The organism is Streptomyces sp. NPDC091287, from assembly GCF_044768525.1.
In the GTDB taxonomy this organism is placed as follows: domain Bacteria; phylum Actinomycetota; class Actinomycetes; order Streptomycetales; family Streptomycetaceae; genus Streptomyces.
The window spans coordinates 134,279-148,253 of record NZ_JBIVUV010000003.1 but is presented as its reverse complement, the minus strand read 5'-3'; the positions used below and the strand labels follow the sequence as shown (position 1 = coordinate 148,253).

Here is a 13,975-nt window from a genome sequence, read left to right as displayed (position 1 = left end):
GTGAAGGCCGACGCTGTGTCTGGGGAGGGTGTCGGTGTCGTTGCACGCGAGGAAGATCGGCGGGGTTCCTGAGGAGACGGCCCGGGTGGCGCGTGCCGCTTTCCCGAAAGGCAGCCTCGCGATGCGGATCCGGGACGAACTGGGTGAGTTGTTCTCGGACGCGGACTTCGCCGGGCTGTATCCGAGCAGGGGGAAGCCTGCCTGGTCGCCGGACAGGCTGGCGCTGGTGTCGGTCCCGCAGTTAGCCGAGGGGCTCTCCGACCGGCAGGCCGCGGACGCAGTGCGCGGGCGGCTGGACTGGAAGTATCTGATGGGACTGGAGCTGGCCGATCCGGGGTTCGACCACTCGGTGCTCACAGAGTTTCGGAACCGGCTGATCGCCGGAGACGCTGGTGCTGAGCTCTTGGACCGGGTCCTTGAGGCTGCCGCTGGGCGCGGCCTGCTCAGGGCCGGCGGCCGTGCGCGCACGGACTCCACGATCGTGCTGTCCGCCGCCCGGCAGATCAACGGGTGGTGCGGCTTGGCGAGACCCTGAGGTCCGCGTTGCACAGCGTGGCCGCCAGCGAGCCGGAGTGGCTGGCCGACTGGGTCCCCTTTGAGTGGTTCGACCGGTATGCGATCCGGTTCGAAGACACCCGCCTGCCCAAGTGGAAAGCGAAGCAGACAGAGCTGATCGGGGCCGACGGGCTGAGCCTGCTGGGGGCCCTGAACGGACCGGATGCCCCGCCGACCCTTCGGTTGCTCGACCAGGTGAAAACCCTGCGGCAGATGTGGATCCAGCAGTACTTCCTCGACGACGGGCAGGTCCGGCGCCGCGACCTCAAGGCCCTACTGTGGCGAACCCCACCCATCGGACTCGGCGGCGGCGGGAGCAGTGCGGCCTGGCCTCGGCGGGCACGGCGTGTCCGACGGACTGCTGGCCCACCACCGACCGAGATCAACTGAGCGGCTCTTCTCGGACGGTCGCCCCTTCCCGCACCCTGACGTGTTGCATGCGCGTCAGCGCGCGGACCAGCCGGACAGCGAGAACGGCACAGACGATGTCGAGAAGGTCAGAGGCCATGAGAAGGCCGAGAGCCACAGTCGTCGGGCCGATCGATTCAGCCGTGTCGTAGACCGCGCCGCCTGCCAATGAGATGAAGCCCTGCGCGAGCCAGAAACTCCACCACAGGTTGATCAGGCCATGGCCCGGCCGGTCGGGCGCGTGCGGTCCCGCGGGACGGCTCGCTTCCCAGATGTCGAGGGTGATCCGTCGTGGGAACCACAGGTTGACGACCGGGACGATCCAGCCCCAGCCGGTCCAGCTGCGGCCATGGCGGTGTGTGCCGGGGGCGAAGACTTCGGCGTTGTCGCGCAAGCGGTACAGCCAGCACACGTAGACGATTCCGGTGGCGAGGTAGAAGACGCTCCGGAGCAGGCCGAAGAGGTCGTAGGCGCGCTGCCGGCCCTCGACGCCGGGCACCGTCCACAGAGCCGCCCGGTCGTACGGCATTCCTCGCAGCAGGTCGTACAGATGGGCGCCCGAGGCCAGGGACAGCACATCCGTGGCGATCACAGCACCGAGCAGCAGGGAGGTGGCCAGCCCCAGGCCGACCGGTGAGCGCAGCACCGCGAGGTACGCGGGTGAAGGCGCGGCGGTCTGCGTCGCGTTCGTGTTCATACTCCGACCAGCGACGCAGGCGTTCCAGGCGTCACACCCAATGCGCGCCCGGGGCCGTCACGGGGGACTCAGGTCGGGCGCGGGGCGGTGTGCCACTCAGTCCATGGGATAGAAGTCGGGCTCCGGAAACAGCCTCGCGATCGAGAACGGCTCGAAATCGGGATCGGTCAGCACTCGGCAGACGAACTCGGAAGTGGACATGCTCACTTCGTGCCAGGGATAAGGATCTCCCTGTGTGACGATGGGCCAGCTCGCCGGATCCTCATCCGCGGACGCCAGCCAGAAGTAGCTGCATTTCATCTCACCGAACGCCCAGGGAATGAGGCCGCGCTGACCTGGCCGGTACATCCGGTAGGGCTTGAAGGCGGGATCGGGGCCGCTCTCCGGGCCGCCGTCGAGAAACTTCTTCCAGATCCTGACCAGGTCGAACTGGTTCGTGGCATCGACGGTGAAAACGCGCAAGAACTCCGAGAATTCGCCCTTGCCGAACATCTCGGCAAGCTTCTTGTAGTCTTCGGGCAGTGGTGTACCAAGATCTTCCTCGACGCTGTTCCAGGGAATATCGAGCCGAAGCGGCTCCCAGTGCGTGACCTCAGCGATTCGCTCGATCCACATTCTCTTCACATTCCGATCGAAGGCTTGGACCGGGGGGCGTGTCAGATATACGACACGCCCCCCGGTCTCACTCTATGGGGTGTTGTAGACCGGCACCGAACCGCTGGCGCCGCTCGAACTGTTCCAGGTTATGTCGAACCGGTCCGGCATCGGATCGGTGGCACTGGGGTAGTGCACCATGACCTGGTAGAAGACGGTGTTGCCGCTGTTGATCTGCTCGGCCACCGCGTCCTCCACCCTCGCCATCGCACCCCGGTTCACTTCACCGTGGATCGGCGCCAGGTTCCTGATGTCCGTACCGGAGCCGCCGAAACGGCTGGCGATCAGGTGACCTCGCTCCAGGCCCTTCCGATAGAGCGGACCACCCTTCTGCATCGCCTTGGGGATGTACAAGGGGTCGTCGGTCGGCCAGACCGTTCCACTGCCGAAGATCCCGCCGTCCCCGTAGACCTCGCCGGTCCCCTTGTCCACGTTGTTGGTGTCGTGCCAGTTCAGACAGCCGATCGCCCCCTGAGCGCGTCCCGCGTCGTCGAGCGGCATGTAGTAGATCATGCTCTGACGACTGTCCTTGCAGCCCTGGTCCTGGAAGGGGAACCGGGTGACGCCGCCGGTCCATTCCTTCTGGTCGTCCGGTTTGACGAGCAGACCCTTGCCGTAGTCCGGCGTGGCACCGGGCTCCGTCTCGTACCCGTTGGGCGCCGTCTCGTCGTACCAGCCGATGCCGGTGAGGAACGTGTCGGCGATGGACAGCCATCCGCCCTTCGTCTTCTTGGTGGCGTCCGATACGAGGTCTCCGACTTTGTCGATGACGTCGTCACAGACGGAACACCCGAAGATGTGGCCGTCCAGTTCGACATTGCTGACGGGGTTGCCACCGGTGAAGGCGTAGCGGTTCCCAGTGAAGGGGTCCGACCCGAGTCCCATGTCCGAGAGGGCCCCGTTGTACATGTCCCGGCTGGTGAACCGGTTGAGTCCCGGGCTGTAGTCCCTGAACCCCATGTCGTAGGTGCCGGTCTGCGCGTCCCAGCGCTTGGCGTTGAAACGGTAGGGGTTGTAGGCCTCCTTGGACGGATCAGCCGCCTCCGGCTTGTCGATGCCGGTGAACTCGTCCTTGTCGTCGGAGCCGTAGGCGGTGTAGCCGTAGGTCGCCTTGGTGTCGCCTTCCTTGTCGGTCAGCGTCTCGACGTCGGTGTGCGAGTTGTAGCCGTAGAAGCCGTCCTCGCTGGTTCCGTCGGCGTTATGGCTGACCTGGGAGAGACGCTCGCCCCACGGGCTGTACTGGTAGGACTTGGTGAGCTCGCCGGCGACTTCCTCACCCAGCACCTCGCTGGACATGCCGAGGTAGTTGAAGTCGGTCGTCTTGCCGTCCGCCGTCTTCGACGCGGTGCGGTCCAGCGGGTCGAACGTGAACTTTGTCGACTTCAGCGCGCCAGTGTCGTCCGCCTTCTGGGACTCGACGATGTGGTCGAAGCCGTCGTAGACGCTGCGCTCGACGATCTTTCCGCCGGCGGTGACCGACTCCTGACGGCCGAACGGGTCGTAGGTGTAGCTCGCGGTCGAGCCTCCTACGGTGGCGGTCAGCAGCCGGTTGCGGTCGTAGTCGAACGTCGTGGAAACGCCCTTGACCGACTGGCTGATGACGTTGGCGTTGTCGTCGTGGACATAGGTGTCGGTGCCCGCACCCGTGCCCGTCTTGACCGACTGCGGTCGAGGACCGTCGCCTGGGACGCAATCCATGCCGGTCCAGCACGGTCGGGCCTCCGCCCGCGGCCCCTGGCAGGGTTGAGGCGTGGCCGCCCGAACGGGTCCTGGCGGTACGGGAGGCCCTGCCGGACCGCTACCGGATACTCCTCGTGATCGGAGCAGGTCTCGGGCTCCGCCAAGGGGAAGCGCTCGGACTCTCAGCGGCACATGGAGCAGTTCGCGCCGATCCCGGTCACGCTGCCCTGGGACGACCCGACTCCGGCCGAGACGCCGGTGGAGGCCAAACACCGACGGCCCAGGACCTACCGCCTCCTGGTGACGGGACGCGAGCGGAAGGCCATCAACCGGAACTACTTCAACTCCTACGTGTGGAAGCCCGCTCTGGCCACGGCAGGTGTGATCGCCGCGCTGGACGAGGGCAGCGCAGACGGTGCCCGAGTGTGGGAACCGTCCCGGGAACACGGCTTCCACGCCCTGCGCCACTTCTTCGCCTCCGAGGAACTGGAGGCTGGCGAATCGGTCGTCTCCCTGGCACGCTGGCTGGGGCACTCCGACCCCGGGTTCACGCTGCGGAAGTACTCCCACTTCCTGCCCCGCGCACGAGGTAGCGCCGCCATCGACGCGATCTTCGCGTAGCCGCGACCGGCCCGCTGGGCCCGTGGAGTGTGGCTCGTAGCCCCCCGCAGGCCCAAAGTCCCAGAGAAGTCCCAGACGTGCCGCCGCCCCCCTCCCTGACCCGCTAAATGGCAGGTCAGATGGGTTGCGGCGGTATCGTCGTGTCAGATGTCCCGGAAGATCTCGATCTGCGCGCCCACCGAGTTGAGCCGCTCGGCCAGCTCCTCGTAACCGCGGTTGATCACATAGACGTTGCGGAGTACGGAGGTGCCTTCCGCCGCCATCATCGCCAGCAGCACCACCACGGCGGGCCGCAGGGCGGGCGGGCACATCATCTCGGCGGCGCGCCAGCGGGTCGGGCCCTCGACCAGGACCCGGTGGGGGTCGAGGAGTTGGAGGCGGCCGCCGAGGCGGTTGAGGTCGGTGAGGTAGATCGCGCGGTTGTCGTAGACCCAGTCGTGGATCAGGGTCTGGCCGTGCGCGGCGGCGGCGATCGCCGCGAAGAACGGGACGTTGTCGATGTTGAGACCGGGGAACGGCATCGGGTGGATCTTGTCGATCGGGGCCTCCAGCTTGGAGGGCCGCACGGTCAGGTCCACCAGGCGGGTGCGCGCGTTGTCGGCGGCGTACTCCGGGGTGCGGTCGCAGTCGACGCCCATCTCCTCCAGGACCGCGAGTTCGATCTCCAGGAACTCGATCGGCACCCGGCGGATGGTGAGTTCGGACTCGGTCACCACCGCGGCGGCCAGCAGGCTCATCGCCTCGACCGGGTCCTCGGAGGGGGAGTAGTCCACGTCCACGTCGATCTGCGGGACCCCGTGCACGGTGAGCGTCGTCGTGCCGACGCCGTCGACCCGTACGCCCAGCGCCTCCAGGAAGAAGCACAGGTCCTGGACCATGTAGTTGGAGGAGGCGTTGCGGATGACGGTCGTGCCGTCGTGGCGGGCCGCCGCCAGCAGGGCGTTCTCGGTCACGGTGTCGCCGCGCTCGGTCAGCACGATGGGCCGGTCCGGGGAGACGGTCCGGTCGACCTGCGCGTGGTACAGGCCCTCCGTGGCGGCGATCTCCAGGCCGAACCGGCGCAGCGCGATCATGTGCGGCTCGATCGTGCGGGTGCCGAGGTCGCAGCCGCCCGCGTACGGCAGGGTGAACTGCTCCGTCCGGTGCAGCAGCGGACCCAGGAACATGATGATCGAGCGGGTGCGGCGCGCGGCGTCGGCGTCGATCGCCTCCAGGTCCAGCTGCGCGGGCGGCACGATCTCCAGGTCCACGCCGTCGTTGACCCAGCGGGTGCGCACCCCGATGGAGTTCAGCACCTCCAGGAGCCGGAACACCTCCTCGATCCGGGCCACCCGGCGCAGGACCGTCCGCCCCTTGTTGAGGAGCGAGGCGCACAGCAGCGCGACGCAGGCGTTCTTGCTGGTCTTGACGTCGATGGCCCCGGAGAGCCGGCGGCCGCCGACGACCCGCAGGTGCATGGGTCCGGCGTAACCGAGCGACACGATCTCGCTGTCGAGGGCTTCACCGATGCGGGCGATCATCTCAAGGCTGATGTTCTGGTTGCCGCGCTCGATGCGGTTGACGGCGCTCTGGCTGGTGGCGAGCGCCTCGGCCAGCTGCGTCTGTGTCCAGCCCCGGTGCTGACGGGCGTCACGGATGAGCTTGCCGATGCGTACGAGGTAGTCGTCTGACATGACGGCAGGTTATCTCAGATATGAGATGAGGTTGCTGTGGGGGTGTGCCGTTCGAGTGACGGGTGTGTACCGGCTCCGCGTAGGCGGCCTCTGCCCATCGTGGCCCGCGCCGGAGCGAAGGGCGCGGCCGGCGCGGCCGTACGAGCTGCGTGGCAACCCCGTCCGCGCCCCCGCCCCCCGCCTCGGCGTGCGGGGGCGCGGAGGTTCACGCCGCCATTACGCCGACGGGGGGCCGACCTGGTCGCCGGGCGTCGGGGCGTCGAGGACGGCGGCCACGGCCTCGATCTCGACGAGCTGGTCCGCGTAGCCGAGCACGGTGACGCCCATCAGGGTGCTGGGCACGTCGTGGTCGCCGAAGGCGTCCCGGACCACTGCCCACGCGGCCACGAGATCCTCCTGCCGGGCCGACGCCACGAGGACCCGGGTGTTGATGACGTCCTCGACCGAGGCGCCCGCGTCGGCGAGCGCCGTCCGCAGGTTCTCCACGGCCTTCGCCGCCTGGCCCGCGTAGTCGCCCACGGCCACGGTGTCGCCGTGCTCGTCGAGCGGGCACGAACCGGCGAGGAAGATCAGCCGGGCCTCGGCGGGCGCGGTGGCCGCATAGGCGTACTCGGCCACGTCGGAGAGGGAACGGGAACGGATCAGTGAAACGGCGCTGGTGCGGGTCACGGTGGGTGCGTCTCCTGGTGCTGGGGTCGGCCCTGGAGCACACCATCCTTTCAGCGGGCTCCGCGTCCCGCTTCCTCATTATCCTTCCGAGCCGAACGCAGGCCCCGCGCCGCCCACTTGGGCGGAACACGTCGCGGAGGGCGTCAGCGGCTCGGCGGTCCGCCGGCGGGCGATTCGTACCGCGACTCCCGCGGCGGCGAAATTCGGAGGCCGACGAACGGATGTGCAATTAGGGTGGCCCGATGGCTCCGATCAGGCAGGTACAGATCACCTTCGACTGCGCGTCACCCTCGCGCGTCGCGTATTTCTGGTGCGAGGTGTTGGGGTACGTCGTTCCGCCGCCGCCGGAGGGGTTCGCCACGTGGGGCGAGTACGACCTCTCTTTGCCGCCCGAGAAGCGGGACGCGGGCTTCGCCTGCCAGGACCCCTCGGGTGCGGGCCCGCGGCTGTACTTCCAGCGCGTTCCCGAAGGCAAGGTCGCCAAGAACCGGGTCCATCTCGACGTGCGCGTCGGCACCGGGCTCGTGGGTGAGGAGCGCCTCGCCGCGCTGGAGGCCGAGTGCGCGCGGCTGATCCCGCTCGGCGCGGTGCGCGGACAACTGCTGCTCGCCGACGAGGAGAACGAGTCCTGCCTCAACATGCAGGACATCGAGGGCAACGAGTTCTGTCTCGACTGACACCCCCGGGACCCGCCCCCCGCGGGGCGGGTCCCGGGGCCCGTCCGGCGGGTCCACCGCACTACCGTGGCTCCGCATGACCGACTTCGAGATCGAGATCACGGCGGACCTGGTCCGCGGCCTGCTCCAGGAGCAGCATCCGGACCTCGCGCGACTGGCCGTCCGCGAGGTCGAGGGCGGATGGGACAACCAGCAGTGGCGCCTCGGGGACGAGCTGGCCGTCCGTATGCCGCGTACCGAACGCGCCCCGGAACTTCAGCTCAAGGAGCGCCGGTGGCTGCCGGCCCTGGCTCCTCGCCTGCCGCTCCCCGTCCCGAACCCCGTGCGGGCCGGCGAACCGTCCGTACGCTTCCCGAAGCCCTGGACGATCATGACGTGGGTCCCCGGTGAGCCGCTGGACCGCACCTCGATCAGCCGCGGCGACCATGCGGCCGGCGCTCTGGCGGACTTCCTCCGGGCCCTTCACATGGAGGCGCCCGTCGACGCGCCGGCCGGTTCGGACCGCGGCGGTCATCCCCGGGTGCACACGGAGGGATTCGACCACTTCTTCCACGCCGTCGTCCCCGACGGCATCGCCGACGAGGTCCGGGCCGTCTGGGACGATGCCGTCGCGGCCCCGGAGTGGGAGGGGCCGCCGGTATGGGTGCACGGCGATCTCCACCCCGCGAACGTCGTCGTGTCGGACGGGACGCTCTCGGGCGTGATCGACTTCGGTGACCTGTTCGCCGGTGACCCGGCGTGGGACCTCGCGGCCGCATGGGTCATCCTCCCGGAGGGTGCCGCCTCGCGGTTCTTCGACGCGTACGGGCGCGCGGACGAGGCGATGATCCGGCGCGCCCGCGGGCTGGCCGCCATGAAGAGCCTGGTCCTCATGCTCATGGGCCGGAACGGGGACCAGGGGCTTCCAGGCGGCAAGCCGACCTGGGGGCCCGCGGGCCGGACGGCACTCGACCGCGTTCTGCGTACGAGCGTGGTCTGAACGCCCCGTCCCGCCGTACGGGCGTGGTGTGGGCCCGGCGCTCAGCCGGTCGCGGTGAGCTGCCGCGCGAAGCGGCGTACGGCATCGGTGAAGGCGTCCGGCGCGTCGAAGTTCGCGAGGTGCCCTGCCCGCGGGATCAGTTCGACACGGGCGTCCCGGTGCGCGCGGGCGAAGTCCGCCTCGCCGGACCGGAAGACGCTGTCCTTCTCGCCGTTGAGGATCAGTGCCGGTGCCGCCACATGCCGCATCGCACCCGCGTCGAAGCGCCCCAGTACCTCACCCCAGGCGGCGGGCAGGGTGTGGAAGGCGTAGCCGGAGCGGATGGTCGCCTCCACCACCTCCGGCGGATAGTGCCGCAGCAGCAACCAGTCGTTCCACCGGGTCAGGCGGTCCGCCGGTATACGGGGCACCAGTCCGGCGACCCACCGGTACGGCGTTGCCCACGCACCGCGGGTGGAGGCGCTGGCACCGGTGAGGACCAGTCCGCGCAGTCGCTCCGGGTGGCGTCGCGCGAACTCCAGCGCGGCGTATCCGCCGAGTGAGTGCCCCACGACCAGGGCCGGGCCGCGGCCGAGCGAGTCCACCGCGGAGGCGATGATCCCGGTCGCGGCGCTCAGGCTCCAGGGCTGCTCCGCGCGCGCTCCGTGGCCCGGCAGGTCGACGGCGGCCACCGGGAATTCCCCCCGGAGCGCGGCGAGCTGGCTACTCCACTGGCCCGCGCTGAAGCGTGTGCCGTGCACGAAGACCATGGGCAGCGCATCCGCGGCCATGGGTGACGCGTCCGCTGTCGTCATCAGCCCCCCCAGGTGATGTCGTCCTCACCCGGACTCTACCCGGCGGGATCCCGCTCGCTACCGCGGCGTACCGGCGCGTCCGGCGGTGCGGTGGGGCACCTGGGCATGACCGAGCGGCGGCTATGTACTAGAGTTATCTCGACATCGAGATATCTGCCGAGGCGCACCGCGGCCGCCGCCCGGTAAGGGTTACCTAACTAATCCTTATCTTAGCGGATGGTCGGGGCAGTAGACGGCAAAACGCGGCGCCGACTGCCAATGAGGCGCGGCGCGGAGATACGCGCACATTGAAGAAGGAGACTGTCGTGTCGGCGAACAGCTTCGACGCCCGCAGCACGCTGCGCGTGGGCGACGAGTCGTACGAGATCTTCAAGCTGGACAAGGTAGAGGGCTCCGCGCGCCTCCCGTACAGCCTGAAGGTCCTGCTGGAGAACCTGCTCCGTACCGAGGACGGCGCGAACATCACCGCCGACCACATCCGGGCCATCGGCGGCTGGGACTCCCAGGCCCAGCCCAGCCAGGAGATCCAGTTCACGCCGGCCCGCGTGATCATGCAGGACTTCACCGGCGTGCCGTGTGTCGTGGACCTCGCCACCATGCGTGAGGCCGTCAAGGAGCTCGGCGGGGACCCGGCGAAGATCAACCCGCTGGCCCCGGCCGAGCTGGTCATCGACCACTCCGTCATCGCCGACAAGTTCGGCACCAAGGAAGCCTTCGGCCAGAACGTCGAGCTGGAGTACGGCCGCAACAAGGAGCGCTACCAGTTCCTGCGCTGGGGCCAGACCGCCTTCGACGAGTTCAAGGTCGTCCCCCCGGGCACCGGCATCGTCCACCAGGTGAACATCGAGCACCTGGCCCGCACCGTCATGGTCCGCAACGGCCAGGCGTACCCCGACACCCTCGTCGGCACCGACTCGCACACCACCATGGTCAACGGCCTCGGCGTGCTGGGCTGGGGCGTCGGCGGCATCGAGGCCGAGGCCGCGATGCTCGGCCAGCCGGTCTCCATGCTCATCCCGCGCGTCGTCGGCTTCAAGCTGACCGGCGAGCTCCCGGCCGGCACCACCGCCACCGACCTCGTGCTGACCATCACCGAGATGCTCCGCAAGCACGGCGTCGTCGGCAAGTTCGTCGAGTTCTACGGTGAGGGCGTCGCCGCCACCTCGCTCGCCAACCGCGCCACCATCGGCAACATGTCGCCGGAGTTCGGCTCCACCGCCGCGATCTTCCCGATCGACGACGAGACGCTGAAGTACCTCCGCCTGACCGGCCGCGACGAGCAGCAGGTCGCCCTCGTCGAGGCGTACGCCAAGGAGCAGGGCCTCTGGCTGGACCCGGCCGCCGAGCCGGACTTCTCCGAGAAGCTGGAGCTCGACCTCTCCACGGTCGTCCCCTCCATCGCCGGGCCGAAGCGCCCGCAGGACCGCATCGTCCTCGCGAACGCCAAGGAGCAGTTCGCCCAGGACGTGCGCAACTACGTCGCGGACGAGATGGAGGCGAGCAAGGAGTCCTTCCCGGCCTCCGACGCCCCGTCCAACACCCCGAACGGCGCTCCGTCCAAGCCGGTCACCGTCACGGCCCCCGACGGCTCGACGTACGAGATCGACCACGGCGCCGTCACCGTCGCCGCGATCACCTCCTGCACCAACACCTCGAACCCCTACGTCATGGTCGCCGCCGCGCTCGTGGCGAAGAAGGCGGTCGAGAAGGGCCTGACCCGCAAGCCGTGGGTCAAGACCACCCTCGCCCCGGGCTCGAAGGTCGTCACCGACTACTTCGACAAGGCGGGTCTGACCCCGTACCTCGACAAGGTCGGCTTCAACCTCGTCGGCTACGGCTGCACCACCTGCATCGGCAACTCCGGCCCGCTGCCGGAGGAGGTCTCCAAGGCGGTCAACGAGAACGACCTCGCCGTCACCTCGGTGCTCTCCGGCAACCGTAACTTCGAGGGCCGGATCAACCCCGACGTCAAGATGAACTACCTGGCGTCCCCGCCGCTGGTCGTCGCGTACGCCATCGCCGGTTCGATGAAGGTCGACATCACCAAGGACGCCCTCGGCGTCGACCAGGACGGCAAGCCGGTCTACCTGACCGACATCTGGCCCTCCGAGGCCGAGGTCAACGACGTCGTGGCGAACTCCATCGGCGAGGACATGTTCAACAAGTCCTACGCCGACGTCTTCGCGGGCGACGCCCAGTGGCAGGCGCTGGAGATCCCCACCGGCAACACCTTCGAGTGGGACCCGCAGTCCACCTACGTGCGCAAGCCCCCGTACTTCGAGGGCATGACGATGGAGACGACCCCGGTCGAGGACATCACCGGCGCCCGGGTGCTCGCCAAGCTCGGCGACTCGGTCACCACCGACCACATCTCCCCGGCCGGCGCCATCAAGGCCGACACCCCGGCCGGCAAGTACCTCACGGAGCACGGCATCGAGCGCCGTGACTTCAACTCCTACGGCTCGCGCCGTGGTAACCACGAGGTCATGATCCGCGGCACGTTCGCCAACATCCGCCTGCGCAACCAGATCGCGCCGGGCACCGAGGGCGGCTACACCCGCGACTTCACCCAGGGTGACGGCCCGGTGTCGTTCATCTACGACGCCTCGCAGAACTACCAGGCCGCCGGCACCCCGCTGGCGATCCTCGCGGGCAAGGAGTACGGCTCCGGTTCGTCCCGCGACTGGGCCGCCAAGGGCACCGCGCTCCTCGGCGTCAAGGCCGTCATCGCCGAGTCCTACGAGCGCATCCACCGCTCGAACCTCATCGGCATGGGCGTCCTCCCGCTCCAGTTCCCCGAGGGCCAGACCGCCGAGACCCTCGGCCTCACCGGCGAGGAGACCTTCTCCTTCACCGGCGTCACCGAGCTGAACAACGGCACCACCCCGCGCACGGTCAAGGTCACCACCGACACCGGCGTGGAGTTCGACGGGGTCGTGCGCATCGACACCCCCGGCGAGGCGGACTACTACCGCAACGGCGGCATCCTGCAGTACGTGCTCCGCAGCCTGATCCGCAAGTAGGCGGGCCGGACCGAGCAGTGAGGGCCGCGCCCCGGGTTCCCCCGGGGTGCGGCCCTTTCGCGTACCGTCGGGCTACCGGACCGTCACAGCGCATGCCGATCGACTTCGCCGATCCGGCACTTCGTGCCCGCGGCCACCTCGCCGGACCCCTGGGCCCTTACTTTGACCGACGCGCCGGGAGCGACCTCCTCGGTGGTCGCGATGCCGTCGGACACCACAGCGCCGTCCGCGTTCACGAAGGTGATGGACACGATGTACGCCGCCGGACTTCCGGACCTGTTCACGATCTTCAGGTCTGCGTGCGGCCAGCCGATCAGGGAGTCGCGCGTGCACTTCGTGATCGTGACGTCCCCCTCGGCGGCCGGCCCGGGCGCGACGGGCTCCACCGGCTCCTCGTACGGCTCCTCCTCGTACGGCTTCTCGTCGTACGGTTCGGAGTAGGGCGCGTCCGACCGCGCGGGCGGCAGTGCGACGGAGTCCGCGACCGAGTCCATCAACGAGTAGACGAGCGCCACCATCGCCCCCGCCACGACCAGCCCGCCGCCCACGGCGAGCGTCACGATCAGCCCCGTACGCTGCTTGCCCGGCGGCGCCGCGGGGGCCGCCCACGGCGAAGGCGGCGCCGCACCCACCGGAGCCCGGTGCTCCGGCTGCGGCTGTTCGGGCGGCGGAGGCGGGAAGTAGTCGGACATGCGGTCCCCCCACGGGAAATGGATCAGGTGAGGGACTTACGGTACGGGGCCCCACCCGCACCACCGGCACCACCTGTACAGAAAGCGAACGGACCCCATGGGCGAGCTGATCCTCATCCGGCACGGCGAGACCGAGTGGTCCCGTTCCGGACAGCACACGAGCTACACCGACCTCCCGCTCACCGACGCCGGGGAGCGCCAGGCCCGCGCGCTCGTCCCGCTGCTGGCCGACCGGAACATCGGGCTCACCCTCGTCAGCCCGATGATCCGGGCCCGCCGCACCGCCGAGCTGGCCGGACTCCCCGATCCCCGGGTCACCCCCGAGCTGCGGGAGTGGGACTACGGCGGCTACGAGGGCATCACCACCCCGGCGATCCGCCGCACCCGGCCCTTCTGGAACCTGTGGACCGACGGCGTGGACCCCGGCTCCGAGGAGCACCCCGGTGAGAGCCCGGCCCAGATCGGGCAGCGGGCCGACCAGGTCCTCGCGGGCGTCCGGTCCGCCGCCGACGGAATCGGGAGCGCGGACATCGCGCTCGTCGCGCACTCGCACTTCCTGCGCGTCCTCACCGCCCGCTACCTCGGCCTGACCCCGGCCGAGGGGCGGCTCTTCCAGCTCGCCACCGGCGCCCTCTCCCGGCTCGGCACCGAACACGGCCGGCCGGTCGTCGCCGCGCTCAACCTGGCCCTGCCCGAAAGTCTCCAGCCGCACTGAACCTCGCCCCGCCCGAGAGCCTCCAGGACTGCCGGGCCAGGACTGCCGGGCCAGGACCTGCCCCGTCAGGACCACCGCCGAGACGCCGACGGCCGGCACCCCGCCCTTGGGGGTACCGGCCGCCGACGCCCGTCGCGT

Annotated in this window: 13 protein-coding genes and 1 pseudogene; 7 read left to right on the top strand and 7 right to left on the bottom strand. The window is 69.4% G+C overall.

The features are described 5' to 3' along the window. Positions 1–34: 34 nt before the first annotated feature. Positions 35–535, top strand: a complete 501-nt coding sequence (locus ACIQRW_RS05470; protein WP_403754741.1) for a transposase — start codon at positions 35–37, stop codon at positions 533–535. A 17-nt stretch (positions 536–552) separates the two neighbouring features. After that, positions 553–945, top strand: coding sequence for a hypothetical protein (locus ACIQRW_RS05465; protein WP_403754738.1), 393 nt, complete (start codon positions 553–555; stop codon positions 943–945). On the opposite strand, the gene ACIQRW_RS05460 is transcribed toward ACIQRW_RS05465, so the two are convergent. The 3 genes and pseudogenes from ACIQRW_RS05460 to ACIQRW_RS05450 all read right to left on the bottom strand — a co-directional run. Beyond that, complete coding sequence (locus tag ACIQRW_RS05460) at positions 938–1,660, bottom strand: DUF4328 domain-containing protein (protein WP_403754735.1); 723 nt, start codon at positions 1,658–1,660, stop codon at positions 938–940. The two genes, ACIQRW_RS05465 and ACIQRW_RS05460, sit on opposite strands and share 8 nt — an antisense overlap. A 96-nt stretch (positions 1,661–1,756) precedes the next feature. Beyond that, positions 1,757–2,275: a hypothetical protein gene (locus tag ACIQRW_RS05455; RefSeq protein WP_403754733.1), complete on the bottom strand. Its 519-nt coding sequence runs from the start codon at positions 2,273–2,275 to the stop codon at positions 1,757–1,759. A gap of 72 nt (positions 2,276–2,347) precedes the next feature. Further along, positions 2,348–3,979 (bottom strand): annotated as a pseudogene (locus ACIQRW_RS05450) (DNA/RNA non-specific endonuclease); the annotation flags it as partial. Between the two features lie 207 nt (positions 3,980–4,186). Between ACIQRW_RS05450 and ACIQRW_RS05445 the strand changes: the two are divergent. Then, positions 4,187–4,615 carry an integrase gene (locus ACIQRW_RS05445; protein WP_403754730.1) on the top strand — a complete coding sequence of 143 codons (429 nt, stop codon included), beginning with the start codon at positions 4,187–4,189 and terminating at the stop codon, positions 4,613–4,615. A gap of 143 nt (positions 4,616–4,758) precedes the next feature. Here the strand turns inward: ACIQRW_RS05445 and ACIQRW_RS05440 are convergent, their stop codons facing one another. Together ACIQRW_RS05440 and ACIQRW_RS05435 are read right to left on the bottom strand one after the other, a co-directional pair. Further along, positions 4,759–6,288 carry a helix-turn-helix domain-containing protein gene (locus tag ACIQRW_RS05440; RefSeq protein WP_403754727.1) on the bottom strand — a complete coding sequence of 510 codons (1,530 nt, stop codon included), beginning with the start codon at positions 6,286–6,288 and terminating at the stop codon, positions 4,759–4,761. A gap of 216 nt (positions 6,289–6,504) precedes the next feature. Further along, positions 6,505–6,957 (bottom strand): RidA family protein, encoded by a 453-nt coding sequence (locus ACIQRW_RS05435; RefSeq protein ID WP_403754724.1) that lies wholly within the window; start codon positions 6,955–6,957, stop codon positions 6,505–6,507. A gap of 242 nt (positions 6,958–7,199) precedes the next feature. Between ACIQRW_RS05435 and ACIQRW_RS05430 the strand changes: the two genes are divergently transcribed. Together ACIQRW_RS05430 and ACIQRW_RS05425 are read left to right on the top strand one after the other, a co-directional pair. Further along, positions 7,200–7,634 carry a VOC family protein gene (locus ACIQRW_RS05430; RefSeq protein ID WP_403754721.1) on the top strand — a complete coding sequence of 145 codons (435 nt, stop codon included), beginning with the start codon at positions 7,200–7,202 and terminating at the stop codon, positions 7,632–7,634. Between the two features lie 76 nt (positions 7,635–7,710). Further along, positions 7,711–8,613: an aminoglycoside phosphotransferase family protein gene (locus tag ACIQRW_RS05425; RefSeq protein ID WP_403754718.1), complete on the top strand. Its 903-nt coding sequence runs from the start codon at positions 7,711–7,713 to the stop codon at positions 8,611–8,613. A gap of 41 nt (positions 8,614–8,654) precedes the next feature. Here ACIQRW_RS05425 and ACIQRW_RS05420 read toward each other — a convergent pair whose 3' ends face one another. Continuing rightward, positions 8,655–9,407 carry an alpha/beta fold hydrolase gene (locus ACIQRW_RS05420; RefSeq protein ID WP_403754715.1) on the bottom strand — a complete coding sequence of 251 codons (753 nt, stop codon included), beginning with the start codon at positions 9,405–9,407 and terminating at the stop codon, positions 8,655–8,657. Positions 9,408–9,712: 305 nt separating this feature from the next. Between ACIQRW_RS05420 and acnA the strand changes: the two genes are divergently transcribed. Further along, positions 9,713–12,430, top strand: a complete 2,718-nt coding sequence (gene acnA / locus ACIQRW_RS05415; RefSeq protein WP_403754712.1) for an aconitate hydratase AcnA — start codon at positions 9,713–9,715, stop codon at positions 12,428–12,430. An 83-nt stretch (positions 12,431–12,513) separates the two neighbouring features. Here acnA and ACIQRW_RS05410 read toward each other — a convergent pair whose 3' ends face one another. Beyond that, positions 12,514–13,122, bottom strand: a complete 609-nt coding sequence (locus tag ACIQRW_RS05410) for an FxLYD domain-containing protein (RefSeq protein ID WP_403754709.1) — start codon at positions 13,120–13,122, stop codon at positions 12,514–12,516. A gap of 97 nt (positions 13,123–13,219) precedes the next feature. Here ACIQRW_RS05410 and ACIQRW_RS05405 point away from each other — a divergent pair, with 97 nt between their 5' ends. Then, the gene (locus ACIQRW_RS05405; RefSeq protein WP_403754706.1) at positions 13,220–13,837 is read left to right on the top strand and encodes a histidine phosphatase family protein; all 618 of its coding nucleotides are present in this window, start codon (positions 13,220–13,222) and stop codon (positions 13,835–13,837) included. The last annotated feature ends 138 nt before the right edge of the window (positions 13,838–13,975 follow it).

Excerpts from the sequence above, each read along its gene's own strand:
- ACIQRW_RS05460 (WP_403754735.1), bottom strand. The coding sequence starts at position 1,660 with ATGAACACGAACGCGACGCAGACCGCCGCGCCTTCACCCGCGTACCTC.
- ACIQRW_RS05455 (WP_403754733.1), bottom strand. The coding sequence starts at position 2,275 with ATGTGGATCGAGCGAATCGCTGAGGTCACGCACTGGGAGCCGCTTCGG.
- ACIQRW_RS05445 (WP_403754730.1), top strand. The coding sequence starts at position 4,187 with ATGGAGCAGTTCGCGCCGATCCCGGTCACGCTGCCCTGGGACGACCCG.
- ACIQRW_RS05440 (WP_403754727.1), bottom strand. The coding sequence starts at position 6,288 with ATGTCAGACGACTACCTCGTACGCATCGGCAAGCTCATCCGTGACGCC.
- ACIQRW_RS05430 (WP_403754721.1), top strand. The coding sequence starts at position 7,200 with ATGGCTCCGATCAGGCAGGTACAGATCACCTTCGACTGCGCGTCACCC.
- ACIQRW_RS05425 (WP_403754718.1), top strand. The coding sequence starts at position 7,711 with ATGACCGACTTCGAGATCGAGATCACGGCGGACCTGGTCCGCGGCCTG.
- ACIQRW_RS05420 (WP_403754715.1), bottom strand. The coding sequence starts at position 9,407 with ATGACGACAGCGGACGCGTCACCCATGGCCGCGGATGCGCTGCCCATG.
- ACIQRW_RS05410 (WP_403754709.1), bottom strand. The coding sequence starts at position 13,122 with ATGTCCGACTACTTCCCGCCTCCGCCGCCCGAACAGCCGCAGCCGGAG.
- ACIQRW_RS05405 (WP_403754706.1), top strand. The coding sequence starts at position 13,220 with ATGGGCGAGCTGATCCTCATCCGGCACGGCGAGACCGAGTGGTCCCGT.